Here is a 25,912-nt window from a genome sequence, read left to right on the forward strand (position 1 = left end):
CCCGCCGTCCTTCCACCCCATTCCCCTCCCCATCCGCTTCCCGCCCGCTTCCGATCCGCCTCGCGCCCCTTCTCATCCGCTTCCCCCCTTCTCATCCGCCTCCCGCCTTCTCATTGATCCACATCCCTTGAGACGTGATCAAAGCGCCTTTGGATCACGTCTGAGGGGATGTGGATCTGCATTGTGGATGTCGATCACGACCATGTTCATCAACCGCTTCCGCCCGAAACGGCGGGAGCCGCGCGAGGAACGCCAGGAAGCGGGAGTCGCACGCGGAAGCGGGAACCCGGCGGGAAAGCAGAAGCCGCACGCGGAAGCAGGAGCTGCGCTGGGAAGCGGGAACCCGGCGGAAAGCGGGAGCTGCGCGGGGAAGCGGAGCTGCGCGGGAAAGGCGCGGCAGCGCGGGAAAGCAAGAGCCGCGTGCGGAAGCGGGAACCGCGCGGGAAAGCAAGAGCCGCGTGCGGAAGCGGGAACCGCGCGGGAAAGAAGAAGCCGCACGCGGAAGCGGGAACCGCATGGGAAAGGCGCGGCAGCGCGGGGATGCAGGAGCCGCGTGCGGAAGCAGGAGCCGCGCAAGGAAGCGGGAGTTGCGCGGCGCAAGGCGGGCCTGGGATGCGCGGACCTGGAGGGCCTCGCGGGAGGGACGGTCGCCACTACGGCGGACATCGGAAATGGTGATTAGGGGGTTAGAGCGGCTGGTTCTCGCGGGCCTGAAGCGGCGGCTGGGCAAAGGTGCGTGGGCGGCGGGGTGGCAAGGGGCGGAAGGCGATGACGGCGAAGAACGTCAGGGCTCCAGCGCCGAAGGTGAGCAGGCCCGGGATGGAGTTGGCGAGCTGATCACCCTCGGACGTCGGCGCGACGGCGGCGATCATGACGATGAGCCAGGGGATGGCCGCGAGGGACCAGGACCAAGTGGTGCCAACGGTTTCGCGGGTGAACCAGTAGAGGAACAGGTTCATGAGGACCGCCGCGATCGCTGGGACGAACCAGAGCCACGGGGTGTAGACGGCCTCGAGAAGGGCGCTGAGGGCACCCATGAGAACCGCGAGAATGCCGCCGAGCACGCGCAGCAGCCGATCAAAGACCCGCAAAAAGATCATCTTCCCAGCCGTTGGGGCCGTTGGCCGGACCCTTCTCGCCCACGGCGAGGATGAAGTGCTCGACGCCCATGAATTCGGCACCGAAGTTGCCGGCGATCGAGTAGAGCCAAGAGTTTTCCGGGATCTGGGTCGCGTGGGCTTTGAGCGCGCCGACCTTCGCCTCGTGGTGGTCAGAGCCGTCGATGCAGGCGCTGACTTCGTCATCAGGGGTGCCGAACGGGAAGTCATCGGCGTTTTCGATCCCGGCGAACGGGTTGTTCTCCGAGCCAGCGAAGGCTTCGATGCCCGCCTTCAGGACGCTCAGCGGCATCGCCGTCCAGTAGATCTTGGAAGGGGCGTCCGGGCCGGCCAGTTCAGCGGCACGCATCGCGACGCGGTGAGCCTGAATGTGGTCAGGGTGGCCGTAGAAGCCGTTGGGGTCATAGGTCACGACGACCTGCGGCTTGACTTCCCGCATGATCTCGACCAGGTGACCTGCCGCCTCGTCGAGATCGGCCTTCCAGAAGCAGCGCTCATTCTCGTTGGCGGCCGTGCCCATCATCCCGGAGTCGCGATAACGGCCCGCCCCGCCGAGGAACCGGTGATCGGTCACGCCCAGCGAGGCACACGCCTTCGCGAGCTCTGTGAGCCGGTAACCGCCGAGCTGGTCGGCCTGGGCCGCCTCCAGTTGAGCCAGAGCAGGCACGTGAATCTCGCCCTCTTCGCCGAGTGTGCACGTCACCAGCGTCACCTTTGCGCCCGCGGCGGCGTAGTGCGCCATGGTCGCCCCGGTTCCGATCGATTCGTCATCGGGATGCGCATGTACAAAGAGGATGCTGCGAGCCATCCGGCCACTCTATCGGGTTCCGCCACGAGCACCCCGGGCTGGCGCATAGCATCCCGTTCATGGGGTTCGAAGTCTCGGTCAGCGCTGACGGGATGCGGGTGCTGCATCTTTCCAGCGGAGTGCTGCGCCTATGCGAGGTGGCGACCGGTGAGGTCAGCACGCTAGCCGAAGGCGTCGACGACTACGGACTCGACCGGACCGGGCGAAATATCGCCTGGATTAGTGACGGCGCGCTGTTTCACAACGGCAAGCCACTGCCGACTCCGGCACCGGTGCTGGCCGCGGCGCCCGACCCCACGGGCAACCGGCTGGCCTACCTGGCGGACGGGACGCTGCGGGTTGTTCTCGACTCAGGTGCCGACGTCCTCCTCGCCGGTGAGGAAGACGGTGTGTGCTGGGGGTGCATCGACGAAGCCGGGCCGTACTTCGGGCGGGACCGCGGCTTTTGGTGGTCCCCCGACGGGGAAACGGTTCTCGCGTCCCGGGTTCAGGGATCCTCGGTGTCCCTTCACCTGCTCGACCTCGACGGCGGCTGGGTCGACGTGCACTGGGACCGCGAGATCTACCCCTATGTCGGGATCGTCTCGTGGTCGGAAGGCAGTCCGCTCATCACCGTCTTGCGGCGCTCACAATCACACGGGCTCGTGTTGGCCGTCGATCGCCGGACTGGGGAAACCCAGGTCCACGCCGAACTCGCCGATCCGCGCTGGGTTAACCCGATTCTTGGTACGCCACGTCATCTCCCCGACGGCCGCGTGCTCGTGGGCGGAGAGATAGCGCACGACGGCTACGACGCACGGTGCCTGTTCGCTGACGGCACCTTGCTCACGCCACCGTCGCTCTACGTTCGCCGCGTCGTGGGCCGGTTAGGCCCTCGCGCCGCCGGAGGTGAACTCGGCGAACTGTTGGTCGAAGGCAGTGACGGTGAGCCAGCCGAACAGCATCTGTTCCGGGTGCGGGGCGCCTCAAGCGGCGCGATGGTCGTGCACAAGCTGACGACCGCGCCGGGGTGGCACACGGCGGCCTGTGCGGCCGACACCATCGTGAGTGGATTCCGCTCGTGGGCACACGACACGACACAGTGGACAGTCATGCACGACGGCGATGTGGTCACCGAACTGACCGGTCACGTGCCTGTCGCCGCAACGGTTCCACCGCCCGGCATCGATCGTGTCACCGACCGTCGCCTGCCCGCCGCGGTGCTCTATCCGCCTGGTCACGTTTTCGGGCGGCGGCTGCCTGTCATCCTCATGCTCCCGCCCGACCCGGCGGTGCAGCAGGTGCGGGCCGACCACGCGGCGTTCACTCAAGCCCGCCGCCTTGCCGCGGAAGGCTTCGCGGTCGTGCTCGCCGATGGCCGCGGGTCGATGGGCATCTCCCCCAGCTTCGAAAAGGTGACCCATCGGCGGCTGGCTGACCTTGCCCTGTCGGATCAGGTCGACGCGCTGCGGGCCTTGGCGGACAAGCACTCTGACCTCGACCTTGGGCGCGTCGCCGCCGTCGGCTCCGCCTATGGCGGCTGGCTCGCCACCATGCTCGTGACACGCCGTCCCGATGCCGTTAACGCGGCGATAGCGGTCGACGCGTGGGATTGGGCTAACGTCCCGTCACCCGTCGCCGAGCGTTACCTGGGCCCACGCGACCTTGAGTCTGAGGTCTACGCCCGCCACGAACCCGGCGTGATTCCGTCTTCCGTCCTGGAACTGTCCACCATGGACGAAGCGGCCGCGCTGGCATTCCTGCGCGACCGCTTCACCTCATGAAGTTGTTCTAGTTCTCGATGAGAACGGCGTTCTCCGGGAAGTGACACGCGGCCAGCGAACCGGTTTCCTTGACGCTCAGCGCCGGTTCCTGGGTGGCACAGATGTCCTGCGCCTTCCAGCACCGGGTGCGGAAGCGGCAGCCGCTCGGCGGGTTAATCGGCGTCGGAACGTCGCCCTGCAACCGGATCCGGCCAACCGACTCGCCCAGGCGCGTCGCGTCAGGAACAGCCGACAACAGCGCCTTGGTGTAAGGGTGCGCCGGACGGTTGTAGATCTGCTCACGTGGGCCGATCTCAACAATCTTGCCGAGGTACATGACCGCGACCCGCTGCGAGAAGTGCCGCACCACAGCCAGGTCGTGCGCGATGAAGACGAACGCCAGGTTCAGGTCGCGCTGCAAGTCCCGCAGCAGGTTGATGACCTGAGCCTGAATCGACACGTCCAAAGCGGACACCGGCTCGTCAGCCACGATGATCTTCGGGCGAAGGGCGAGCGACCGGGCGATACCGATACGCTGCCGCTGGCCGCCAGAGAACTCGTGCGGGAACCGGTTGTAGTGCTCAGGGTTGAGACCCACCAGCTCCAGCAGCTCCTGGACCCGCTTCTTCACCCCGCCGGGCGGGTTGATGTTGTTGACCTTCAACGGCATGCCGACGATCGTTCCGACGGTGTGCCGCGGGTTCAGCGACGAATACGGGTCCTGGAAGATGATCTGCATGTCGGACCGCAGCCGCTGCAGCTGACCGCGCCGGGCGTGCGTGATGTCCTGACCCTCGAACGTGATCTTCCCGCTCGTGGGCTCCAGCAAACGCACCAGCATGCGGCCCGTTGTGGACTTGCCACAGCCAGACTCGCCCACCAGACCGAGCGTCTCACCTGGACGGACCTCAAAGGACACGCCGTCAACAGCCCGCACATGCTGCTTGCTGCCGAACATGCCGCCACGCACCGGGAAGTGCTTGATGAGGTTCTCCACCTTGAGCAGCGGCTCGCCCTGGGCTGCCTTCCAGCCCGTGTCGAGCTGGACCGCATCTACCGTCTCGGTCATTGCGCCACTCCAACCGACGAGATTTCTTCTTGGTACGTCTCGATCCGCTGCCGCTCCGGCAAGTGACAAGCCACGGTGTGCCCCGGCTCGTCAACTGTCCGCAGCTGAAGCAGCTCCGGGACCTCACGGTCACACGGGCCGCCCTTGAGCATGGCGTAACGGCAACGCGGGTGGAACACACAGCCGGGCGGCACGTTGAGCAAGCTCGGCGGGTTGCCCTTGATCGGCAGCAGGTCGGCCTCTGGGTCACCACGCAACGACGGCATGCTCGCGAGCAGACCCCACGTGTACGGGTGCTGCGGCAGCTTCATGACCTGTTGCGCGGTGCCGTACTCGGCCACGCGGCCGCCGTACATCACCAGGACGTCGTCGGCGACCTGGCTAACCACACCGAGGTCGTGCGTGATCAGGATGACCGCCGAGTGGAACTCGCGCTGCAGGTCGTTGAGCAGGTCCAGGATCTGTGCCTGCACCGTCACGTCCAGCGCGGTCGTCGGCTCGTCAGCGATCAGCAGGTTCGGGTCATTGATCAGCGACATAGCGATCATCGCGCGCTGCCGCATGCCGCCCGAGAACTCGTGCGGGTACTGGCCGAACCGGCGCTGTGGCTGCGGAATGCCGACGCGGTCGAGCATCTCGATCGCCCGCTTCTTAGCGACAGCCTTGGTCACCTTGTGGTGCACCCGATAGGCCTCCACGAGCTGGCGGCCGATCGTGTAGAAGGGGTGCAACGCCGTCAGCGGGTCCTGGAAGATCATTGCCATGTCGCGGCCACGCAGCAGACGCAGCTTGTCGTCAGGCATCCCGACCACGTTGCGGCCGTCAACCAGGATCTCGCCCTGCAGCAGGGTCGACTTTGGATTGTGCAAGCCCATGATGGCCAGGCTCGTCACGCTCTTTCCAGAGCCCGACTCACCCACGATGCCGAGGGTCTTGCCCTTCTCCACCGAGAACGTCACGCCATCAACGGCTTTGACCGTGCCGTCGTGCGTTTCGAACTTGACCCGGAGGTTGCTGACCTGGAGGTATGGGTTATTCGCAGTGCTCATGCTCAGTGACCCCCACTCGTGCCGAGCTTGACGCGCGGGTCGATCACCGAGTACAGGATGTCCACGATGATGGTGCTGAGCACGAGGAACATCGCGCTGAACAACACGATTCCCATCACGACTGGCAGGTTGGCCTCGTCGATCGCCCTGACTGCCGTGCGTCCCATGCCGTTGAGGCTAAAGGTTGTCTCGGTGATCGCGACACCACCTAGCTGGCCGCCGATGTCCAGACCGGCGATGGTGACGATGGGCGTGACTGCGGCCCGCAGCGCGTGCCGGAAGTAGATCGGCGCGATAGCAAGACCCTTGGCCCGTGCGGTACGCACGAAGTCTTCACTCAGCGTCTCGATCATTTGAGCTCTGGAGAGCCGCGCGTATTGGGCCGAGTTGATGAGCCCCAGCGCGATCCACGGCACGATCATGCCGCCCAGCCAGCCCAGTGGGCTTTCGGTGAAGGGCACATATTTCGGCAGCGGTAAGAGGTCCGTCTGGTACACGAAGACGAGCAGCAGCACCGAGCCGATGAAGAAGATCTGAGTCGACGCGAAGGTCAGGGCGGTACCGGAGGCGATGCGGTCAAAGATCGATCCGCGTTTGATCGCGGAGAGCATGCCGAGGCCAGTACCTATAAGGACGTACAAGACGGCACCGCCGAGGACGATGCTGAACGTGATGGGCATGGTCCGGCCGATAACCGTGCTGACCTGCTCATACGTTCGGAAGTTGATGCCTAGGCAGGGCGCCGGGCACTCGATCGCGTCAGGCGAGTCGCCTCCGATCGTGCGGCCGACAAAGATCCCGCGCATGTAAGAGGCGTACTGCTCGTGCGGCGGCCTGTCGAGCTCCAGGAATGTGGTGATCCGCTCATGCTGCACCGGAGTGCACTGCTTGGTGCCACACATCGATGCCGCCGGGTCAGCCGGACCCATGAAAAACAGCGCAAACACCGTGACGGAGATTGCGAAAAGGGTCGACACGCCAAGGAGGACCCGTTTGATGAGAAACCGAAACATGGATGTTGCCTTCCGGGGGATGCCGGCAGCTGGAGCGTGCTAGGTCGGGGCGGGCAGCAAGGGAGCTGCCCGCCCCGGTTATCTAGACGTGCTGCTAACTACTTGACGTAGGCGGCGAGCAGGTCGAACTGGCTGAACTGGTTGAGGAAGGTGTTGCCCACGTTCGGACCGTAGATGCCGAACGTGCGGCCGTAGCGGAGCGGGATCAGCGGAGCGTGCTGCTCCATGATCTGCTTCTCCAGCTCGCCGTAGCCCTTCTGAGCGGCGCCACGGTCTGCCATCTCACGCAGTTCCTTGAGCTTGGCCACAACAGCTGCGTCGTTGAAGTACGAGTAGTTGTTGTTGCCCTCGGCCTTGATCTGAGCGCCATCCATCAGCACACCCAGAACCGACTGCCCGTCGGCCCAGTCCTGGCCCCATGCGGAGGTGATCAGGTCACAGTCGATGCCCTTGCGGCCAACGGTCGTGTAGTAGTCACCAGACGGGATGAACTTCGGCGTAACGGTGATGTTCGCGCGCTTGAACGACTCCTGGAGCACAGCGGCAACCTTCTGGTTGACAGCGGTGTTCGCGGTGCAGAGCGTCAGCGTGGGAACGGTCTTGCCTTCGAGCAGCTTCATCGCCTTGTCAATGTCACCGTGGTTGTCCGACTTCGACGGGTAAGCGTCGAACTCAAGGTAAGCCGGGTTAACTGGCGAGGTGATCGTCGAAGCCGGGTTGGCGATGTCGTAACCACCGACGGCCTTGAGGTAGGCGTCACGGTCGAACGCGTAGTTCAGCGCGCGGCGGACGTCCACGTCGGTGACGCGGGTGGTGTTGATGTTGAGGTAGTACACGTACTGGTTCGGAGCCGAACCAACGCGCTTCATGAGCTCGGCGTTGCCCTTGACGACCGGGATCTGGTCCGGGGGAACGTTACCGGTCATGATGGCGGCGGCGTCAGGACCGTTGGCGGCCGACATGCGGTCCGTCTGGGTCTTGGCGTCGGTGGTGCAGTCGAAGACGAACTTGTCAACGTACTGCTTGCGGATCGGGTCCGAGTTGGGGTCCCACGCCGGGTTCTTCTCGAACACGATCCGGGTGTCCGGAACGAGCTCGGCACGCTTGTACGGGCCGGACGAGACGAACTCGAAGTCGTACTTCTCCTTGGTGTCCTTGGCGGCCGGCACCGGGGTGCTGGTCGGGAAGGCGAGCCAGTAAGGAAGCGCGACCTGCGGGGTGGCGAACTCGAACTTGATGGTCTTGTCATCCGGCGTGGTCACACCGGGGACCTTCAGGTCGCCGGTCGACGGTCCGGCGTAGCCACCCTCGGCGCCGAACTTGGCGTCAAGCGCGGCCTGCAGGAACTGCGGGCCCTGAACACCAAACTGGCCGAAGGAACGGGCGATACCGTAAGCGACGTCCTTGGACGTGATCGCGGTGCCGTCTTCGAACTTGATGTTGTCACGCAGGGTGTAGGTCCAGGTCTTGCCGTTGTCCGTCGTGGTACCCGCGTTGGTCGCGAGGTCGCCAACGAGCTTCATCGGCTCGCCCTCGACACCCGTCTCGACGTAACCGGTCAGCGAACGGTGCACCAGCGGGCCGTAGGACAAGGCGTCAGAGACGTAGATCTGCTGCGGGTCGAGGTGCTCGAAGCAGGCGGCCTTCAGAATCGTGATGGTGCCACCGGTCTTAGCTCCGGCAACCTCAGCACGCGGTCCCTTAACGTCACCCTTGTAGTCGACGATAAAGTTCTGCTCTTTGGCCGTGTCCTTTTCCTGGTCCGTACCTTTGTTGGCCGAACAGGCGGCCGTGAGGACCAGGCTGGTGGCGATAGCGCCCAAGGCTAATGCCTTGACGGTCTTTCGCACGGGGGTTCTCCTTCCTTTTTTGCCCGGGCCCTCACGGTTTTGGAGAGGTGAGCACCGGGACATCTTTGGGATCCTTCGGTCGCGGCTTTCGGGTTACCGCGACGACTTCGGATCGAGTGCGTCGCGCAGGGCGTCGCTGAACAGGTTGAACGAAAGCACCAGGGCCCAGATGGAAACACCGGGGATCACCAGGTACATGAAGTCGGATCGCATGTAGAGCAGGCTGTCGTTGATCATCCGGCCCCAGTCGGGCGTCGGCTGCTGCACGCCGATGCCGAGGAAGGACAGGGCCGCTTCGGCGGTCACCGTCGCCGGCAGCGACAGAGAGAAGGTCACCAGGATCGGCGCCCAAAGGTTGGGCAGGATCTGCCGGAACATGATGTGCCAGGAGTTGGCGCCAGCGGCGCGCGCGGCTTCGACATATTCACGTTCGCGTAGCGAGATCACCTGACCGCGCACGAGGCGGGCGGTGTACATCCAGCCGAAGAGGGAGAAGACGACGATGATGGTCGCCACGCGCTCATAGACGGTGACATATCCGGTTTCGTCTTCGAGACGCGTGTTGAGGATCGGGATGACCGCGATCGCCATCAGCACGAAGGGGAACGCCAGCATGTAGTCGGTGAACCACGACAGCGCCTGGTCGATCCATCCACCGAAGTAGCCGGCGAGGGTGCCGATGAAGATGCCGATGATCACGGAGATGACCGTTGCCAGCAGCGCGATGATCAGTGAGGTTCTCGCGCCATAGACGAACTGCATGAACACATCCCACCCGGTGGCCGGCATGACACCGAGGATGTGGATGTGCCCGGAGGGGTTATCCGTGGTGAAGTCGATGCCGCCGAGGTAACCCAGCGGCTGGCCCGTGGTGTCCAGCAGGTCCGGGCTGTTCACAGTGGGCCCGATGCCGTAAATCCACTCGATCACGTCGGCGAAAACGGCGATGAACACGAAGAAACCGAGCACCCAGATCGTGCTGCGAGCGGTCCGGTCTTGCTTCAACCGGAACCAGGCGAGCTGTCCGGGGGACTTGCCAACGATCGCCTTCGGCGCCTTGGCGGTCTCTTCAATAGGGGCGACCTCGAGCACATCCGTGGCAGAGTCCGTCTGCCGCGGCACAAAATCGCTCATTCGCGCCTCGCTTCCTCATCGGTCCTTCGGTGGCAGCCAAACGCACTGAGGATGTACAGCCCCAGGCGTCCTCGAAAACGTAGTGCGGATTCCTGCTGTCGTGAAGGACACTCAACATCGGTTCGGTAACAAACAGGGCACGAGCCGGAACCGTGACCCAATAACGAAGACGCCTGAGTGCTGAATCAGGGTTCAGCGAAAGATTGTTTCGTTTGGATAACGCCTTGTGAAACTCAACTTTCGGTCGCCCAGAGCCCGCCGAACTGCGGATTTACCCAGATGATCGGCTAGCCGAATTCCGTCTCTTCCGCTGATGCGAAAGGGGCTAAGGTCAGGATTCATGACTTACTTCGGCCTCGCCGAGACGGCTATTTCGGCCGCGCTTGACGCAGGGGCGCGTTATGCCGACGCCCGCGTTATGCACAGGCGATATGAATCCATGAATGCGCGTAATGGCGAAGTGGAGGAACTCGCCTCGGACGAATCCGCCGGGCTCGGTGTCCGGGCACTCGTCGGATCCAGCTGGGGCTTCTTCGCGGTACCAACACTGTCGGAAGCGGGAGCACGACAGGCTGGAACGCGCGCCGCTGAGATCGCGAAAGCCAGCGCTCGCGTCCCCGGTCCGGCTCTTGACCTTATTCCTACGCAGGTCAACACGGCCTCGTGGCAGAGCGACTGTGTCATCGACCCGATTGGCGTAGCTCTGTCCGAAAAGGGTGATCTGCTCACGCACGCCAGCAAGCTGATCCTTGAGCACGGCGCCACCCTCGCCGAAGCGCAGTACCAGATCTGGGACACCACAAAATGGTTCGCGTCCAGCGAAGGTCACCGCATCGACCAGCACATCCGTGAGACCGGGGCCGGCATCACCGCCACCAGCATCGGCAACGGCGAGTCCCAGCGCCGGTCCTACCCCGCCGCTCGTGGGCAATACGGCACCCGCGGCTGGGAGCTCGTGCACGACCTGGACCTGCTGGCACACGCGCCGCGCGTCGCGGAGGAGTCGCGTGCGCTGCTCACCGCACCGCTCTGCCCGTCGGGCGAGACGACGCTGATCCTGGGCGGTGAGCAAATGTGCTTGCAGATTCACGAATCGGTCGGTCACGCCATCGAGCTCGATCGCATCCTCGGCTGGGAAGCCGCGTTCGCGGGAACCTCCTGGCTGGACTTGAACCAGCTCGGCAGCCTGAAATACGGCTCGGAACTGATGAACATCATCATCGATCCCGCGATCCCCGGAGCGCTCGGCAGCTTCGGCTTCGACGACGAGGGCACCCCGGCACAACGCCGTTACGCCGTCCAAAATGGAATCTGGAAGGGTGTCCTGGCTGGCCGCGACTCGGCGGCACGCGCAGGGCTCGACTACGGCGGCAGTGTGCGCTCCGACGGCTGGGCCCGCCTGCCCATGGTCCGGATGACCAACGTCGGCCTGGAGCCCGGCCCGCACACGCTCGAAGAGATCATCGCGAGCACCGACGATGGCGTCTTCATGGAAAACAACCGCTCCTGGTCCATTGACGACAAGCGGCTGAACTTCCAGTTCGGGTGCGAGATCGGCTACGAGGTCAAGAACGGCAAGCTCGGCCGGATGGTCCGCAACCCCACCTATACCGGCATCGGCCCGAAGTTCTGGAGCTCCATGGACATGCTGTCCAGCGAGATCATCAACTGGGGCACGCCGAACTGTGGCAAAGGCCAGCCAAGTCAGACCGGGCACACGGGCCACCCCGCCGCGCCAGCCCGCTTCCAGAACGTCCGGGTAGGAGTCCGTTCATGAACGCAGATCAGGTTCTGCAAGCTATGGCCAAGGCTCTGCCGGGCGCTGACGTCGAGGTGCGCGTGGAATACCGCGACTCGGCCCTAACCCGGTTCGCCAACTCGTTCATCCACCAGAACGTGGCAGAACAAACCACGACCTTGGGGGTACGAGCCAACCACGCCGGCCGGACGGTAAGCGTGACCACGACGACCGTCGATCTGGAGTCGCTGGCTGAGCGCACGAAAGCCGCGCTGGCTGTGGCACCGCTCGACCCGGCGTGGCCGGGGCTGACGGCACCCAGTCCGCTCGTGGCCGAGTCGGTAGTGGACGACGCCACCGCTAACGCCACGCCGGATGAACGCGCGTCGATCGTGCGCGACTTCGTGGAGGCGGCGAAGGGGCTGGAGACAGCTGGGTATTGCCGGTCCGCGCACTGGACGGGGTCGTATCGCAGCACGGCTGGCCAGTCCCTCGACGCGGCCGCCACTGACGCCGCTTTCGACGGCATCGCCCGCCTGAACGGGGCAGACGCCGTGGCCAGGCGAGCGTCCGCACGGCTGTCCGATGTGGATGGCACGGCGATGGGCGAGCGGGTCGCGGCCTCGGTGCGTTCACTGGCCGATCCGGTGGAGCTTGAGCCCGGACGTTACGAGGTCGTGCTCATGCCGGAAGCGACCGCGGACATCCTGCACGCGCTCGCGATGTACAGCTTCAACGGGCGGTTCTTCGCTGACGGGCGATCCTTCGCCGAGCCGGGTGCCACGCAGTTCGACAGTTCGATCAGCATCGTTGACGACCCGTTCTTCGCGGGCCGCCCCTACGACCCCGAAGGCACTCCGCGCACGCGGCTGACCCTCGTGGACAAGGGCGTCACCAAGGCGATCGCGCACGACCGGCGTACAGCGGCGCAGGCTGGCGTGGCTTCCACCGGTCACAGCCTCGGCGAGGAGGGCGTGTTCGGCCCGATGCCCCTGAACCCGGCCTTCCTGCCCGGCACGGGTTCCGTTGACGACATGGTGGCCAATGTGGAACGCGGGCTGCTCGTGACCGACTTCTGGTACACGCGCGTGCTCGACCCCAAGACACTCGTCATCACGGGCCTGACCCGCAACGGCGTATGGCTGATCGAGAACGGCAAAGTCGTGCGGGCCGTGCGGAATCTGCGGTTCACCCAGGGCTACGCCCAGGCGCTGGCACCGGGTCAGGTGCTTGCCGTGGGCAGCGAAGTCGTGCCGCAACCAAATCGCCGCGACCTTGTTAACTCAGCGCCGGTCGCGCTGCGCCTCGCTTCCTGGAACTTCACGGGTGGGGCGAGCGGCTAGGAAAAACTCCCCCGGCGTAACGTGTCGGTGATCGGTACCACATATAGCTGTAGTCCGCTGGAGTGACTTGATATGACTACGTTGGCAACGAGGCCGTCCGGCGCCAAAGCGCGCGCCGCGATTTCGGCCAAGACGTTGCGCACCGACAGATGGTGGCTCTCGCCCCTGATAATCGCCGCGATCCTGCTGTTCTTCATCGTGTACTCAACGGTCCGTATCTTCATGGCCAAGTGGTACTTCGTTGAGGACTACGGATACCTCACACCGCTCTACTCACCGTGTTTGAGCGACTCGTGTGTGGAGGGTTCCTCGCACTTTGGAACCCCGCTGCCGAAGCTGCCTTTCTTCCTGCCGCTGGGCATCGTCGCGTTTCCCATCGTCGCCGGGTTCCGCGTGACCTGCTACTACTACCGCAAGAGTGGCTACCGTTCGCTTTGGTTGTCGCCGCAAGCTTGCGCTGTTACTGAACCGCACAAGAAGTACAGCGGCGAGACGCGCTTCCCCCTGCTGTTCATGAACCTGCACCGGTACTTCTGGTACTTCGCCCTGCTCGTGCTGGCGATCAACGCCTACGACGCGATCCTCGCGTTCCGTGGCAAGGACGGTGGTTTCGGGCTCGGGCTCGGCACCATCATCATCGTCATCAACGTGGCGATGTTGTCGCTGTACACGTTCTCGTGTCACGTATGCCGGCATGTCATGGGCGGCAGGCTGAAGCACTTCTCGAAACACCCAGTGCGTTACCGCTTCTGGACGTGGGTGTCCAAGCTCAACGAGCGGCACGGCACGTACGCGATGATTTCGCTGTTCACCGTGCTGCTCACGGACTTTTACATCATGGCCGTGTCGGCTGGTTGGTTCCCTGATCTGAGGTTCATAGGCTAATGGACAAGTTCGTATATGACGTCGTCGTCATCGGGGCTGGCGGTGCCGGTCTGCGCGCGGCGATCGAGGCAAGGCTCGCGGGCAAGCGCGTCGCCATCATCTCCAAGTCACTGTTCGGCAAGGCGCACACGGTCATGGCCGAGGGCGGCGCGGCCGCCGCGATGGGCAACGTCAACAGCAACGACAACTGGATGGTGCACTTCCGTGACACCATGCGGGGCGGCAAGTTCCTCAACAACTTCCGCATGGCCGAGCTGCACGCGAAGGAATCGCCGGACCGCATCTGGGAGCTGGAAACCTACGGCGCCCTGTTCGACCGCACCAAGGACGGCCGCATCTCGCAGCGCAACTTCGGTGGCCACGAATACCCACGGCTGGCCCACGTCGGTGACCGCACCGGCCTTGAGCTGATCCGCACGCTGCAGCAGAAGATTGTTTCGCTGCAACAGGAAGACAAAGCGGAATACGGCGACTACGAAGCCCGCATTCGCGTTTTCGCCGAGTGCACGATCACGGAGCTTTTCGTGACCGAGGGCCGGATTTCAGGCGCGTTTGGCTACTTCCGCGAGTCGGGCGACTTCGTGTTGTTCGAGACGCCCGCGGTGGTGCTCGCGACCGGCGGCGTCGGCAAGTCCTACAAGGTCACCTCGAACTCGTGGGAATACACGGGCGACGGGCACGCGCTCGCGCTGCGGGCCGGAGCCAAGCTCATCAATATGGAGTTCCTGCAATTCCACCCGACCGGCATGGTGTGGCCGCCTTCGGTCAAGGGCATCCTGGTCACCGAGTCGGTTCGTGGTGACGGAGGCGTCCTCAAGAACACCGAGGGCAAGCGCTTCATGTTCAACTACGTGCCCGACGTGTTCCGCAAGCAATACGCCGAAACCGAGGCCGAGGCCGACCGCTGGTACACCGACCCGGACAACAACCGCCGTCCCCCGGAACTGCTTCCCCGTGATGAGGTCGCGCGCGCGATCAACAGCGAGGTCAAGGCTGGGCGCGGCACGAAGGCTGGCGGCGTTTACCTCGACATCGCGTCGCGGTTGCCCGCCGAGCAGATCCGCAAGCGGCTGCCCTCGATGTACCACCAGTTCAAGGAACTGGCTGACGTCGACATCACTTCGGCGCCAATGGAAGTCGGCCCGACGTGTCACTACGTCATGGGTGGCATCGAGGTTGACCCCGACTCAGCGGCCGCTGCCGTGGAAGGTCTGTTCGCCGCGGGCGAGTGCTCCGGTGGCATGCATGGCTCCAACCGTCTGGGTGGAAACTCGCTTAGTGACTTGCTCGTGTTCGGCAAGCGCGCCGGTGAGCACGCGGCGTCCTATGTGGACGCTCTGCCCGCCCGGCCGAAGGTCGCGGCTTCCGATGTGGACAGTGCGACACAGGCCGCTCTGGCGCCGCTGGAGCGCAAGGACGGGGACAACCCGTATGCGCTGCAGCATGAACTTCAGGAAATCATGGGCGACCTCGTCGGCATCATCCGCCGCGAGGGCGAACTGGCCGCCGCCATCAAGAAACTCGGCGAACTGCGCGCCCGCGTGGCCGCCGTCAGCGCGACCGGTGGCCGCCGCTACAACCCCGGCTGGCACCTCGCCCTCGACCTGCGCAACATGCTGATCGTCAGCGAGTGCACGGCGATCGCGGCTCTTGAGCGGGAAGAATCGCGCGGTGGGCACACCCGCGAGGACTTCCCGAAGATGGAACCCAAGTGGCGCAAGGTAAACCTGGTTTGCGGCATGGGCCCCAATGGCGAGGTGACCCTCGAGCACCAGCCGGTTCCGACCATGCGTGACGATCTGCTGAACCTGTTTGATAAATCCGAGCTGGCCAAGTACCTGACCGACGAGGAGCTGCCCGCATGAGCAAGCGCAAGTTCAGAATTTGGCGCGGGGACGCTACCGGCGGGGAGCTCAAGAACTACCAGGTAGAGGTCAACGAGGGTGAGGTCGTGCTCGACGTCATCCACCGGCTGCAGGCCACGGAGGAACCAGACCTGGCGTGCCGCTGGAACTGCAAGGCCGGCAAGTGCGGTTCGTGCTCCATGGAAATCAACGGCATGCCGCGCCTGAGCTGCATGACGCGGATGTCTACGTTTGAGGAGACCGAGACCGTCACGGTCACTCCACTTAGGACCTTCCCGGTCATTCGCGACCTCGTCACGGACGTCTCGTTCAACTACGAGAAGGCTCGTGAGATGCCAGCATTCGCACCGCCTGTGGGTCTCAAGCCCGGCGAATACCGGATGCAGCAGATGGACGTGGAGCGCTCGCAGGAGTTCCGCAAGTGCATCGAGTGCTTCCTGTGCCAGAACACGTGTCACGTGGTTCGTGACCACGAGGAGAACAAGAAGGAATTCGCCGGGCCGCGGTACTTCATCCGCGCCGCCGAGCTGGACATGCACCCGCTCGACGCGAAGACCGACCGCAAGGAACTGGCTCAGCAGCAACAGGGATTGGGCTTCTGCAACATCACCAAGTGCTGCACCGAGGTCTGCCCCGAGCACATCAAGATCACAGATAACGCCATCATCCCGATGAAGGAACGGGTCGTGGACCGGCGTTATGATCCGCTGGTGATGCTTGGACGCAAGATTCTGCGGCGCGACCAGATCGCCCCGCTCGCCAGCACCGAGCCGGCCGTGCACGCCGGCCCGGTTGTCGTCGACGAAACCAAGGCTCCCGTTGACTTCGGGCGTGAACTGCTGCCCCCGATGGGTGCCGCAGTCAATGCAAAAGGCAAGGTCGACCTCAACGAGATGTTGTCGGACCGGTCGGCGGCGGCATCACCGTTCGGCGATGACGTTCAGTTCCCGGTTGACCCGACGGCGCTGAACTACTACCACCCAGACAAGCTGTAACACTTACAACCAAAAAGGCAGCGCGGCGACTATCGGAGCGTCAGCGGGCAGCCACGGAACCGTGTGCAGCTCGCTGGCGCTCAGCCATTTCAGCTGTGAGTGCTCCAGTGGCTCTGGTGTCCCTTTGAGCAGCGTGGCCAGATAAATGCGCAACACGGCCCGGCCGTGGCCCAGCATCACGTCTTCGCCGACGCGTGGGCCGACCGCGATAGTCACGCCCAGTTCCTCTTCACACTCGCGGATCAGCGCCTCCTCTTCGGTCTCACCGGGCTCGACCTTTCCGCCGGGAAATTCCCATTTTCCAGCGGTTTCAGCAGGTTCGGCACGTTCGCAGGCCAGAACCCGGCCATCGCCGACGATCGCGGCACCAACGATGACTCTGATCTCGGGTGAGGAATGCCTCGGCGAGCGGTCTGGCGCCGAGCCGCGATGCTGCTCGTGCGCGGAAAATTCAGCCACGGCGGACACTGTGCCAGACAAACGGCCAAAGTTGGGAGTGGGTGAGGTTTCTGGGGCTCAAGTCGCTTTTGTGCGCGTGGACACACAGCGAGTTAGCAGGCAGGATAGGGGTCACCGAAAGGTGACAGTGCGGAGAAGATTCGGCCACAAGCCGGCAACGACGCTGGAGGGTGCTCATGGGTGTTGTCTGGAGAAGGCGACCGCAAACCGACTATCTCAGTGACGCCCTATCGCAGCTCAGTGGCTGGATGCGCGACGGTGAATGCATCAAGCGGACGCTCCAGATCGACGACTCCCAGCACGCTGTCCTCACCGAACGGATCACGATCGCGGCTGACGCTCTCGGAGTGCGCCCGCAGATTCGCCGCCTCGACGGCCGCACCCAGATTCGCCTGTGCCACGAGAGCCAGGGATCGCTGACGCCCGCCGAGGTTGGTCTCGCAGCCCGGATCGAAGCGGTCTACTCCCAGCTCACACGTTAAAGCGGAATTCGACGACGTCTCCGTCCGCCATAACGTATTCCTTGCCTTCAATGCGCACTTTACCGGCTGACTTCGCGGCCGCCATCGACCCTGCGGCCATAAGGTCGTCGAAAGCGACCACTTCGGCCTTGATGAAGCCGCGCTGGAAGTCGGTGTGGATGACGCCAGCCGCTTCTGGGGCGGTGGCGCCCACGGGAATCGTCCAGGCCCGTGTTTCCTTCGGCCCAGCGGTCAGGTAGGTCTGCAGCCCGAGCGTGCGGAACCCGACGCGGATCAGCTGGTCGAGGCCCGGCTCAGCCTGGCCGATCGACTCAAGCATTTCGCGCGCTTCATCCTCGGGCATATCGATCAGCTCTGACTCGATCTTCGCGTCCATGAACACGGCCTCGGCCGGGGCGACCAGTGCCCGCAGCTCGTCGAGGAACTCGGCGTTGGCCAGCTCGGCCTCATCGACGTTGAAGACGTAAAGGAACGGCTTGGCCGTCAGCAAGTGCAGCTCACGCAACGGTTCCAGGTCGAGACCGGCGGCGAACACGGTCGTGCCGTTGTTGAGCACCTCACCGGCTTTGCGGGCCGCATCGAGGTTGGCCTGGCGCGCCTTGTTGCCGCGGGTTTCCTTCTCCAGCCGGGGAATCGCCTTTTCGATGGTCTGCAGGTCAGCGAGGATCAACTCGGTGTTGATGGTCTCGATGTCGTCCTTCGGGGAGACCTTTCCATCGACGTGCACGACGTTGGGGTCGCTGAACGCGCGAACAACCTGGCAGATGGCCTGAGTGTCGCGAATGTTGGCGAGGAACGCGTTACCCCGGCCCTGGCCCTTCGACGCGCCACGCACGAGGCCGGCGATGTCGACGAAGGAGACGGGAGCCGGCAGGATCTTCGCCGAGTTGTGCATCTCCGCGAGCTTCGCGAGCCGCGCGTCGGGCAAGCCGACGACGCCCACGTTCGGCTCGATGGTGGCGAAGGGATAGTTCGCCGCGAGCACGTCATTGCGGGTCAGAGCGTTGAACAGGGTGCTCTTCCCGACGTTGGGGAGGCCGACGATGCCGATAGAAAGACTCACGGAGAGCAATCGTAGTCGCGTCCGTTTTCCGCCAGCGGGCCGGGAGTTAGAGGGGGCAATATTGGCGACGTGGACTTGTATCCGGCTATAAGCAGCAAGGACCGTCGCTTTGACGGACGGTTCTGGGTCGGGGTGACCTCGACGGGAATTTACTGCCGTCCCTCTTGCCCCGCACGCACCCCGAAACGGGAGAACTGCCGGTTCTTCCCCAGTGTCGCCGCCGCCGCCAAGGCCGGGTTCCGGGCGTGCCGCCGGTGCGCTCCGGATGCCGTGCCTGGGTCTCCGCTGTGGGACTCGCGGGCCGACCTGACGGCGCGGGCGGTCCGTCTCATCAACGACGGAGTCGTCGACCGCGGCGGCGTGCCTGCCCTGGCTGACCGTCTCGGTTACACAGAGCGTCACCTGAACCGGCTTCTGACCGCCGAACTCGGCGCTGGGCCGCTCGCGCTCGCGCGCACCCAGCGGGCACAGACCGCCAAGACGCTCATCGCCAAGACAGGGCTGAGCCTGGCCGAGATCGCGTTCGCTTCGGGCTTCGGCAGCGTCCGGCAGTTCAACGACACGTTCCGTGAGGTTTACGGGTGTGCTCCGAGCGAGCTTCGCCGAGTACCAGCTGATGATGTTGATGGTGAGATCAAGCTGAAGCTGACCTATCGCCCGCCCCTCGACGCGGCTTCGCTCTTTGGGTTTTTGGCGGCGCGAACGGTCGATGGCGTTGAGTCCTATGTGGACGGAACGTATTCGCGTTCCCTTATGCTGCCCCACGGGCCAGCGAGCATCAGCTTGACTCCGGCCGAGGGGCACATCGCCGCGTCGCTGCGCCTGACCGACGTGCGCGACCTGACCCCTGCCGTGGCGAGATGCCGCCGGCTGCTCGATCTCGACGCCGACCCGGTCGCCATCGAGGCCGCGCTCTCGCAAGACCAAACCCTTAAATTCCCTTTGGGGGTACGCCTTCCGCGCGCCGTGGACGGCTTCGAGGCCGGAGTCCGCGCGATCGTCGGTCAGCAGATCAGCGTCGCCGGTGCCCGAACGGTGCTCAAGCGCTTGTGCCGCAACGGTTTCTTCCCATCACCACAACAGCTGCTGGAGTTGCCCGACGAGGCGTTCTCGATGCCGACACGACGACGGGAAACGTTGCGCGGCTTGGCAAACGCGATGCTCGACGGGCTGACCCTCGACACGGGAAGCGACCGGGCGCAAACGCGCGCGGCTTTGCTTGAGCTGCCCGGGATTGGCGAGTGGACGGCCGACTACATCGCGCTGCGCGCTCTTGGTGACCCTGACGTTTTCCTGCCGACCGACCTGGGTTCACGGCACGGTGCCGTGGCCTTGGGCTTGCCGTCTGACCCTGTCTCGCTAGCCAAGCACGCCGAACGTTGGCGCCCTTGGCGTTCCTATGCCCAGATCCAGCTTTGGAGAGCCGCATCATGATTACCCTGAGCACCCCTGCCGGACCGTTCACGATGACCGGAAACGGCGTCGCGGTCACGGCTGCCCGGTTCCACTCCGATGACCTGCCTACCGGTGACGTCCCGCAGAGCGCGATCGATGCTGTGAAGTCCTATCTCGACGGTGACATCGCCGCGCTCGATGACGTCCCTGTCCTGCAACACGGCTCGCCCTATCTGTCGCACTGCTGGGAAATTTTGCGGACGCTCCGTGAGCCCGTGACCTACACCACGTTCGCCGCTCTCACCGGCAAGGGACCGCAGGCGGCGCGGGCGGCGGCCCAAGGGTGTGCCCGCAACACGATCGCGCTGTTCGTTCCCTGTCACCGCGTCCTGCGCACGGACGGTTCCCTCGGTGGTTATCGATGGGGTCTGCCCGTCAAGCAGTGGCTGTTGCGGCATGAGACAGAATTCCTACTAGACCGATAGAGTTTTAGGAGATAATCTGAGCCGGTGCCAACCGTTACCCTCACCGTCACGCTCTCCGGCCCGGACGCACAAGAGTCCGCCGACCGGCTCGTTCAGGCCATCTCCGAAGTCGAGCACACAGCTGCCGTGAGCGGATCGCCCTCTGTCCTCATCGACACGGTGAGCCGCAAGGTGGTTCTTGGTGGCGGGGAGGCGCTTCGCTTCACCCGCCGCGAATATGACCTGCTCTTGTTCCTCGCGTGCCACCCGGGTGCGGCTTTCACGCGGCTACAGCTGCTGCGGGCGGTGTGGGGACACGAGTTCAGCGGCGAACGCACGGTCGATGTGCACGTGCGCCGGATCCGGATGAAACTTGGCGCCGTGGGCGATTCGATCTCCACGGTGCACGGCTTCGGCTACCGCCTGGAAAACGCGCACGAGTTCTCAGTGGTGCGGCAAAGCTTCTGAGGGCTAGATTCTGGTTCCATGACCCAAGAACAGGCCGACAAGAAAGACGCAAAACCGGAACCGGTTGATCAACTGGTGACAACCGTTCACGAACGGGCCGGCCTGCGTTACACCGCGACCGCGGGCCGGGTGGTCGTCCGGTATGAATCCCACACCGAAGACAAGTTCGACGGGCACAAGGCCAAAGCCGAGATGTTCATGGTCTCCTATGTGCTCGAAGGCGGCGATCCCAAAACCCGGCCAGTGATCTTCGCGTTCAACGGCGGTCCCGGCTCCGCGAGCGTCTGGCTGCACCTCGGCCTGCTCGGCCCACGCCGCATCGTGATGGGTGACGCGGGCTCCCTGCTGCCGCCGCCCTACGGTCTGGCCGACAACGAAGAAACCCTGCTCCGCCACGCTGACCTCGTGTTCATCGACCCGGTTTCCACCGGCTACTCGCGGGTGGCCGAGGGTGAGAAATCCAAGGAATACCACGGTTTCACCGGCGACGTGGAAAGCGTCGGCGAGCTGATCCGCCTGTGGACCTCACGCAACCACCGCTGGATGTCGCCGAAATACGTGTGCGGCGAGTCCTACGGCACGCTGCGCGCGGCCGCTCTGGCACACCACCTGCAGAACCGCCATTCCTTGTACCTCAACGGTTTGATGCTCGTGTCCAGCGTGCTCAACATCGGCACACTCGAGTTCCACCCGCACCTGGACATCGCCTACCCGTTGTTCCTGCCCACCTATGCCGCGATCGCGCATTACCACGGCAAGCACGGCGACCGTGCACTGTCCGATGTGCTCGCTGAGGCCGAAGAGTTCGCGGGCCGCGACTACCCGTGGGCACTGGACCGGGGTTCCCGGTTGACCGCCGAAGAACGGTCCGCCGTCGTCGCGAAATTCGCGAGCCTGACCGGTCTGTCCGAGGACTATGTGGACAGAGTGAACTTGCGTCCCGAGCACGTTCGCTTCTACACCGAACTGCTGCGCGACCGCCGCCAAACGGTCGGCCGCCTCGACGGGCGCTTCACCGGATGGGAAGCCGACTACGGCCGCGAGCACTTCACCACCGACCCGTCGCTCGACGCGATCATTGGGCCCTACGGTGCCGCCATCAACCAGTACCTGCGCGAAGAACTGCAAGTGGAACAAGACCTTCCCTACGAACTGCTGTCCCGCCAGGTACACCCCTGGTCGTTCAAGGAGTTTGAAGGCCAGCACGTCAACGTCGCCGACAAGCTAGCGGCGGCCATGCGGCAGAATCCGCACCTGCGGGTGCACGTCGCTTGTGGCTACCACGACGGCGCTACGCCGTACTACGCCAGTGAGCACACCTTCGCCCACTTGGAAATTCCGGCCGGGCTGCGGGCAAACGTTGAGTTCAAATACTACGAAGCCGGGCACATGATGTATGTGCACGAACCTTCACGCGTGGCGCAATCGCAGCACCTTGCCGAGTTCATCCATGCTTAGGGCGTGGGCAATCTAGCGATCGTCGTCATCTGCCTTCTCGCCGGTGCCGCGCTCGGGTGGTTCGCCGCCCGGGCGCGCACCGCGCCAGAGCTCGCACGCCTGACCGCCACCATCGAAGCCAGCCAAGCCGGTGAAGTGCGCCTGGAACAAGCGATGCGGTCACTGTCCTATGAGGCCACCGCCCAATCGCAAGAAGCCGTCGCGCGCGTCATCAGCCCGCTCAACGAGACCCTGCGCCAGCTCGAACATGACCGCATCGACGCGTACGCCGAGCTGCGTTCCCAGTTGCGTGTCGCCAACGAACAGACCGGCCAGCTGGTCGGCGCCTTGCGCACCTCGCACGTGCGCGGACGCTGGGGCGAACACCAGCTCAAGCGCATCGTCGAAGCCGCCGGAATGTTGTCGCACTGTGACTTTGACGAGCAGGTGACCGTCTCCGTTGACGGAGCCGTGGCACGGCCCGACATGGTGGTTCACCTGCACGGTGGACGCAAAGTCGTGGTCGACGCCAAGGTGCCGCTCGACGCCTACCTGAACCAGCAGTTTGACCTGCATGCCAAGGCTTTCCGCGCGCACGTGGACGTCCTGAGTGGACGGTCGTATTGGCAGGCCTTCGACCAGTCCCCCGAATTCGTCGTGCTCTTCGTGCCCGCCGAGCCGTTCCTCGACGTGGCCTTACAGCAGGACCCCACGTTGCTGGAGCACGCCTTCGCCCGCAACGTCGTGCTGGCCACACCGTCCACTTTGGTGGCTCTGCTGCGCACCGTCGCGTACACGTGGCGTCAAGAAGCCTTGTCCCGCAACGCGATGGAGATCCATGCGCTGGCCAAGCAGCTGTATGGCCGCCTCGGCACGGTCGGCGGACACTTGTCCAAGCTGGGTAACGCTCTGACGGCTTCGGTCGCGGCCTACAACAACGCGGTGGGCTCCCTCGAACAACGCGTGCTCGTCTCCGCGCGCCGCCTGTCCGACCTAGGTGTCTCCGGCGACGAACCGCCGGAGCTGACGCCCGTGGAAATCACGCCCCGGCAACCCCAAGCGCCCGAGCTTTCATATCCTTCTTCAACTCTTGGGGAAGAGAGAAGATGAGGCGCTCATCGACGGTCACGACCTCTTCGACCTCGCCGAAACCGCGCTCAGCAAGGTAAGCCAGGACGTCCTGCACCAGCTCATCGGGGACGCTAGCGCCACTCGAAAGTCCGACCGTCTGCGCGTTTTCAAGCCAGGCATCGTCGATCTCGTGCGCGAAGTCGATCAGGTAACCCTGGCGGGCACCGGCCTGGACGGCCACTTCAACCATGCGCACCGAGTTAGAAGAGTTGCGTGAGCCGACCACCAGCACGACGTCACAGTCGGGCGCGATCTGCTTCATGACCTGCTGACGGTTCTGCGTGGCGTAGCAAATGTCGTCACTTGGCGGCGATTGGAGCAGCGGCAGCTTCTCCTTGAGCCGCGCGACTGTGCTCAACGTCTCATCCACGCTCAGCGTCGTCTGCGACAGCCACACGACCTTGCTCGGGTCGCGAACAACGACTTTGTCCACGTCATCGGGGCCGTCGACCAGCTGAATGTGCTGGGGCGCCTCGCCACTGGTGCCGATGACCTCTTCGTGCCCTTCGTGGCCGATGAGCAGGATGTCGTAGTCCTCAGCGGCGAACCGGCGGGCCTCATGGTGGACCTTGGTGACCAGCGGGCACGTGGCGTCAATCGCCTTGAGCTTGCGCTCTTTTGCCTGCTCATAGACCTCAGGAGCAACGCCGTGCGCGGAGAAGATCACCGTCGCGCCCTCGGGGACCTCTTCGTTTTCCTCGACGAAGATGGCGCCCTTGGCCTGCAGCGTGGTCACGACATGCTTGTTGTGCACGATCTCTTTGCGCACGTAGATCGGGGCGCCGTAGAGCTTGAGAGCCTCTTCGACGGTCTGCACCGCCCGGTCGACACCGGCACAATAGCCGCGGGGTTTGGCGAGCAGAACGCGCTTGGTCATGCCGTGCATTCTATCCTCGGCACATGGCAGCTGAATCTTCCGCGGAGGAACCGTGGCCCGTTCGGGTAGTAAGTCAGAAGATCAGCGCCTGGGTAGGCAAGCTGGGCTGGGTCTGGATGGATGGACAGGTGGCGCAACTCTCACGCCGCCCGGGGTCAGCGACCGTCTTCCTCACCCTGCGTGACCCGTCGGCCGACCTCAGTTTGACGGTCACGGCTAGCCGCGATGTGGTCGATTCCGGTGCTCCGATGCTCGAAGAGGGCGCTCGCATCGTCGTACACGCTAAGCCTGAATGGTTTGCCCAGCGCGGCACGCTGTCGCTGCGGGCCGACACCATCCGGCAGGTGGGGCTGGGCGAGCTGCTGGCGCGCCTGGAGCAGCTAAAGAAACTGCTGCATGCCGAAGGTTTGTTTGACCCGCGCCGCAAACGGCGGCCCCCGTTTCTGCCGCACAAGATCGGTCTGATCACGGCCCGGGCCAGTGCCGCTGAACGCGACGTGCTGACCAATGCCAAGCGCCGCTGGCCAGCCGTTGATTTCCGAGTGCTGAACGTGACGGTCCAAGGGCCGACCGCAGTGCCGTCGATCATCGGGGCATTGCAGAATCTCGATGCCGACCCTTCCGTGGACGTGATCATCCTGGCGCGCGGTGGAGGTTCGGTAGAGGATTTGCTGCCGTTCAGTGACGAAGCCCTGTGCCGGGCCGTTTTCGCTTGCCGCACACCGGTTATTTCCGCTATCGGGCACGAGCCCGACACCCCGCTCGTGGACTTCGTCGCCGACATGCGCGCCTCCACGCCAACCGATGCCGCCAAACGCGTCGTCCCAGATCTGGCAGAGGAAATGCGGCTCATCGCCCAGGCGCGTTTGCGCGTGACGAACGCGGTCCGCCAGCGCATCGACCGCGAGCAGCAACGTCTTGACGCCGTGCGCAGCCGCCCGTCGCTCGCCCGTCCGCACGCTTTAGTAGACCGTCTCAGCGTTGAGTTAACTCAGCTCACCGACCGCTCCCACCGCGCTATGACCCACCGGGTCCAGCGCGCCTCCAGCGAACTCGAGCACACCCTCGCCAGGCTGCGGGCTCTCTCCCCTGCCGCAACCCTTTCCAGGGGGTACTCGATAGTGCAACGCTCAGACGGCCGTGTGCTGCGCTCCGCGGCTGACGTCTCCGCTGGCGCGATGCTGAGGGTGCGATTAGCGGAAGGCGAGCTGAAGGCTACGGTGACAGAGTGAGCGATGAGCTGAGCTACGAAGCCGCCCGGGCCGAGCTGGCCGAAGTCGTGTCCAAACTGGAGTCCGGCGGCGGCACCCTGGAAGAAGCGCTCGCGCTCTGGGAACGCGGCGAGAAGCTGGCCGAGATCTGCCAGGCCCGCCTCGACGGTGCCCGCGCCCGACTTGACGCCGCTTCCTCTTCCGATGTGGCGTGACGGCCACCACGGCACCGTCCCTTCCCCGCCCGGCGCGGCCTTTGCTCGCCCTCGGTTCCGCACAGCGCACCCCTTGCTCGTGATCCACATCCCGGCAGACG

Annotated in this window: 24 protein-coding genes; 14 read left to right on the forward strand and 10 right to left on the reverse strand. The window is 64.4% G+C overall.

From position 1 onward, the window contains the following. Positions 1-686 precede the first annotated feature (686 nt). Together A3E1_RS43895 and mshB are read right to left on the reverse strand one after the other, a co-directional pair. Positions 687-1,091, reverse strand: coding sequence for a hypothetical protein (locus A3E1_RS43895; protein WP_157631960.1), 405 nt, complete (start codon positions 1,089-1,091; stop codon positions 687-689). Beyond that, positions 1,078-1,926: an N-acetyl-1-D-myo-inositol-2-amino-2-deoxy-alpha-D-glucopyranoside deacetylase gene (gene mshB / locus A3E1_RS0135975; RefSeq protein ID WP_020525683.1), complete on the reverse strand. Its 849-nt coding sequence runs from the start codon at positions 1,924-1,926 to the stop codon at positions 1,078-1,080. The genes A3E1_RS43895 and mshB overlap by 14 nt, the downstream gene beginning before the upstream one ends. Before the next feature lie 59 nt (positions 1,927-1,985). Between mshB and A3E1_RS43900 the strand changes: the two genes are divergently transcribed. Further along, positions 1,986-3,689 carry a S9 family peptidase gene (locus tag A3E1_RS43900; RefSeq protein ID WP_051105257.1) on the forward strand — a complete coding sequence of 568 codons (1,704 nt, stop codon included), beginning with the start codon at positions 1,986-1,988 and terminating at the stop codon, positions 3,687-3,689. 7 nt (positions 3,690-3,696) lie between these two features. Here the strand turns inward: A3E1_RS43900 and A3E1_RS0135985 are convergent, their stop codons facing one another. The 5 genes from A3E1_RS0135985 to A3E1_RS0136005 form a co-directional block, all read right to left on the reverse strand. Then, positions 3,697-4,737, reverse strand: a complete 1,041-nt coding sequence (locus tag A3E1_RS0135985) for an ABC transporter ATP-binding protein (protein WP_020525684.1) — start codon at positions 4,735-4,737, stop codon at positions 3,697-3,699. Continuing rightward, positions 4,734-5,786 carry an ABC transporter ATP-binding protein gene (locus A3E1_RS0135990; RefSeq protein ID WP_020525685.1) on the reverse strand — a complete coding sequence of 351 codons (1,053 nt, stop codon included), beginning with the start codon at positions 5,784-5,786 and terminating at the stop codon, positions 4,734-4,736. Before A3E1_RS0135990 ends, A3E1_RS0135985 begins: the two co-directional genes overlap by 4 nt. Positions 5,787-5,788: 2 nt before the next feature. Then, positions 5,789-6,799 (reverse strand): ABC transporter permease, encoded by a 1,011-nt coding sequence (locus A3E1_RS0135995; RefSeq protein ID WP_020525686.1) that lies wholly within the window; start codon positions 6,797-6,799, stop codon positions 5,789-5,791. Between the two features lie 98 nt (positions 6,800-6,897). Further along, positions 6,898-8,649 (reverse strand): ABC transporter substrate-binding protein, encoded by a 1,752-nt coding sequence (locus A3E1_RS43905; protein WP_020525687.1) that lies wholly within the window; start codon positions 8,647-8,649, stop codon positions 6,898-6,900. A 93-nt stretch (positions 8,650-8,742) separates the two neighbouring features. Then, the gene (locus tag A3E1_RS0136005) at positions 8,743-9,783 is read right to left on the reverse strand and encodes an ABC transporter permease (RefSeq protein WP_020525688.1); all 1,041 of its coding nucleotides are present in this window, start codon (positions 9,781-9,783) and stop codon (positions 8,743-8,745) included. Positions 9,784-10,123: 340 nt separating this feature from the next. Here A3E1_RS0136005 and A3E1_RS0136010 point away from each other — a divergent pair, with 340 nt between their 5' ends. The 5 genes from A3E1_RS0136010 (at position 10,124) to A3E1_RS0136030 (ending at position 16,609) form a co-directional block, all read left to right on the forward strand. Further along, positions 10,124-11,560 (forward strand): TldD/PmbA family protein, encoded by a 1,437-nt coding sequence (locus tag A3E1_RS0136010; RefSeq protein ID WP_020525689.1) that lies wholly within the window; start codon positions 10,124-10,126, stop codon positions 11,558-11,560. After that, a complete protein-coding gene (locus A3E1_RS0136015) occupies positions 11,557-12,864 on the forward strand; it encodes a TldD/PmbA family protein (RefSeq protein ID WP_020525690.1) in 1,308 nt (435 codons plus the stop codon). The genes A3E1_RS0136010 and A3E1_RS0136015 overlap by 4 nt, the downstream gene beginning before the upstream one ends. A 72-nt stretch (positions 12,865-12,936) precedes the next feature. Further along, entirely contained in the window at positions 12,937-13,749 is an 813-nt protein-coding gene (locus tag A3E1_RS0136020; protein ID WP_020525691.1) for a hypothetical protein, read from the forward strand. Further along, a complete protein-coding gene (locus tag A3E1_RS0136025) occupies positions 13,749-15,614 on the forward strand; it encodes a fumarate reductase/succinate dehydrogenase flavoprotein subunit (RefSeq protein ID WP_020525692.1) in 1,866 nt (621 codons plus the stop codon). The genes A3E1_RS0136020 and A3E1_RS0136025 overlap by 1 nt, the downstream gene beginning before the upstream one ends. Continuing rightward, complete coding sequence (locus tag A3E1_RS0136030; RefSeq protein WP_020525693.1) at positions 15,611-16,609, forward strand: succinate dehydrogenase/fumarate reductase iron-sulfur subunit; 999 nt, start codon at positions 15,611-15,613, stop codon at positions 16,607-16,609. The genes A3E1_RS0136025 and A3E1_RS0136030 overlap by 4 nt, the downstream gene beginning before the upstream one ends. Before the next feature lie 3 nt (positions 16,610-16,612). On the opposite strand, the gene A3E1_RS0136035 is transcribed toward A3E1_RS0136030, so the two are convergent. Then, positions 16,613-17,068, reverse strand: a complete 456-nt coding sequence (locus tag A3E1_RS0136035; RefSeq protein WP_169454503.1) for a (deoxy)nucleoside triphosphate pyrophosphohydrolase — start codon at positions 17,066-17,068, stop codon at positions 16,613-16,615. Between the two features lie 176 nt (positions 17,069-17,244). Between A3E1_RS0136035 and A3E1_RS0136040 the strand changes: the two genes are divergently transcribed. Then, positions 17,245-17,550 (forward strand): 4a-hydroxytetrahydrobiopterin dehydratase, encoded by a 306-nt coding sequence (locus A3E1_RS0136040; RefSeq protein ID WP_020525695.1) that lies wholly within the window; start codon positions 17,245-17,247, stop codon positions 17,548-17,550. On the opposite strand, the gene ychF is transcribed toward A3E1_RS0136040, so the two are convergent. Beyond that, on the reverse strand, positions 17,540-18,613 hold the full coding sequence (ychF, locus tag A3E1_RS0136045; RefSeq protein WP_020525696.1) for a redox-regulated ATPase YchF: 1,074 nt from the start codon (positions 18,611-18,613) through the stop codon (positions 17,540-17,542). The two genes, A3E1_RS0136040 and ychF, sit on opposite strands and share 11 nt — an antisense overlap. Positions 18,614-18,673: 60 nt before the next feature. Here ychF and A3E1_RS0136050 point away from each other — a divergent pair, with 60 nt between their 5' ends. The 5 genes from A3E1_RS0136050 to A3E1_RS0136070 are packed head-to-tail and all read left to right on the forward strand — an operon-like array spanning position 18,674 to position 23,487. Beyond that, positions 18,674-20,047, forward strand: coding sequence for a DNA-3-methyladenine glycosylase 2 family protein (locus A3E1_RS0136050; protein WP_026209166.1), 1,374 nt, complete (start codon positions 18,674-18,676; stop codon positions 20,045-20,047). Then, positions 20,044-20,493, forward strand: a complete 450-nt coding sequence (locus tag A3E1_RS0136055; protein WP_020525698.1) for a methylated-DNA--[protein]-cysteine S-methyltransferase — start codon at positions 20,044-20,046, stop codon at positions 20,491-20,493. The genes A3E1_RS0136050 and A3E1_RS0136055 overlap by 4 nt, the downstream gene beginning before the upstream one ends. A gap of 24 nt (positions 20,494-20,517) precedes the next feature. Next, on the forward strand, positions 20,518-20,940 hold the full coding sequence (locus tag A3E1_RS48890) for a winged helix-turn-helix domain-containing protein (protein ID WP_020525699.1): 423 nt from the start codon (positions 20,518-20,520) through the stop codon (positions 20,938-20,940). An 18-nt stretch (positions 20,941-20,958) separates the two neighbouring features. After that, positions 20,959-22,398, forward strand: a complete 1,440-nt coding sequence (locus A3E1_RS0136065) for a S10 family peptidase (RefSeq protein ID WP_020525700.1) — start codon at positions 20,959-20,961, stop codon at positions 22,396-22,398. Between the two features lie 3 nt (positions 22,399-22,401). Continuing rightward, the gene (locus tag A3E1_RS0136070; RefSeq protein ID WP_020525701.1) at positions 22,402-23,487 is read left to right on the forward strand and encodes a DNA recombination protein RmuC; all 1,086 of its coding nucleotides are present in this window, start codon (positions 22,402-22,404) and stop codon (positions 23,485-23,487) included. On the opposite strand, the gene A3E1_RS0136075 is transcribed toward A3E1_RS0136070, so the two are convergent. After that, the gene (locus tag A3E1_RS0136075; RefSeq protein WP_020525702.1) at positions 23,417-24,394 is read right to left on the reverse strand and encodes a 4-hydroxy-3-methylbut-2-enyl diphosphate reductase; all 978 of its coding nucleotides are present in this window, start codon (positions 24,392-24,394) and stop codon (positions 23,417-23,419) included. The two genes, A3E1_RS0136070 and A3E1_RS0136075, sit on opposite strands and share 71 nt — an antisense overlap. A 14-nt stretch (positions 24,395-24,408) precedes the next feature. Here A3E1_RS0136075 and xseA point away from each other — a divergent pair, with 14 nt between their 5' ends. Both xseA and A3E1_RS0136085 read left to right on the forward strand, forming a co-directional pair. Next, positions 24,409-25,617 (forward strand): exodeoxyribonuclease VII large subunit, encoded by a 1,209-nt coding sequence (gene xseA / locus A3E1_RS0136080; RefSeq protein WP_026209167.1) that lies wholly within the window; start codon positions 24,409-24,411, stop codon positions 25,615-25,617. Beyond that, the gene (locus A3E1_RS0136085) at positions 25,614-25,811 is read left to right on the forward strand and encodes an exodeoxyribonuclease VII small subunit (protein ID WP_020525704.1); all 198 of its coding nucleotides are present in this window, start codon (positions 25,614-25,616) and stop codon (positions 25,809-25,811) included. The genes xseA and A3E1_RS0136085 overlap by 4 nt, the downstream gene beginning before the upstream one ends. Positions 25,812-25,912: the final 101 nt, after the last annotated feature.

Source organism: Catelliglobosispora koreensis DSM 44566 (assembly GCF_000379685.1).
GTDB lineage: Bacteria > Actinomycetota > Actinomycetes > Mycobacteriales > Micromonosporaceae > Catelliglobosispora > Catelliglobosispora koreensis.

Bases quoted from the DNA above. Each gene is read 5' to 3' on its own strand.
- mshB (WP_020525683.1), bottom strand. From the start codon at position 1,926: ATGGCTCGCAGCATCCTCTTTGTACATGCGCATCCCGATGACGAATCG.
- A3E1_RS43900 (WP_051105257.1), top strand. From the start codon at position 1,986: ATGGGGTTCGAAGTCTCGGTCAGCGCTGACGGGATGCGGGTGCTGCAT.
- A3E1_RS0135985 (WP_020525684.1), bottom strand. From the start codon at position 4,737: ATGACCGAGACGGTAGATGCGGTCCAGCTCGACACGGGCTGGAAGGCA.
- A3E1_RS0135990 (WP_020525685.1), bottom strand. From the start codon at position 5,786: ATGAGCACTGCGAATAACCCATACCTCCAGGTCAGCAACCTCCGGGTC.
- A3E1_RS0135995 (WP_020525686.1), bottom strand. From the start codon at position 6,799: ATGTTTCGGTTTCTCATCAAACGGGTCCTCCTTGGCGTGTCGACCCTT.
- A3E1_RS0136005 (WP_020525688.1), bottom strand. From the start codon at position 9,783: ATGAGCGATTTTGTGCCGCGGCAGACGGACTCTGCCACGGATGTGCTC.
- A3E1_RS0136010 (WP_020525689.1), top strand. From the start codon at position 10,124: ATGACTTACTTCGGCCTCGCCGAGACGGCTATTTCGGCCGCGCTTGAC.
- A3E1_RS0136015 (WP_020525690.1), top strand. From the start codon at position 11,557: ATGAACGCAGATCAGGTTCTGCAAGCTATGGCCAAGGCTCTGCCGGGC.
- A3E1_RS0136020 (WP_020525691.1), top strand. From the start codon at position 12,937: ATGACTACGTTGGCAACGAGGCCGTCCGGCGCCAAAGCGCGCGCCGCG.
- A3E1_RS0136025 (WP_020525692.1), top strand. From the start codon at position 13,749: ATGGACAAGTTCGTATATGACGTCGTCGTCATCGGGGCTGGCGGTGCC.
- A3E1_RS0136030 (WP_020525693.1), top strand. From the start codon at position 15,611: ATGAGCAAGCGCAAGTTCAGAATTTGGCGCGGGGACGCTACCGGCGGG.
- A3E1_RS0136040 (WP_020525695.1), top strand. From the start codon at position 17,245: ATGGGTGTTGTCTGGAGAAGGCGACCGCAAACCGACTATCTCAGTGAC.
- A3E1_RS0136055 (WP_020525698.1), top strand. From the start codon at position 20,044: ATGATTACCCTGAGCACCCCTGCCGGACCGTTCACGATGACCGGAAAC.
- A3E1_RS0136065 (WP_020525700.1), top strand. From the start codon at position 20,959: ATGACCCAAGAACAGGCCGACAAGAAAGACGCAAAACCGGAACCGGTT.
- A3E1_RS0136075 (WP_020525702.1), bottom strand. From the start codon at position 24,394: ATGCACGGCATGACCAAGCGCGTTCTGCTCGCCAAACCCCGCGGCTAT.
- xseA (WP_026209167.1), top strand. From the start codon at position 24,409: ATGGCAGCTGAATCTTCCGCGGAGGAACCGTGGCCCGTTCGGGTAGTA.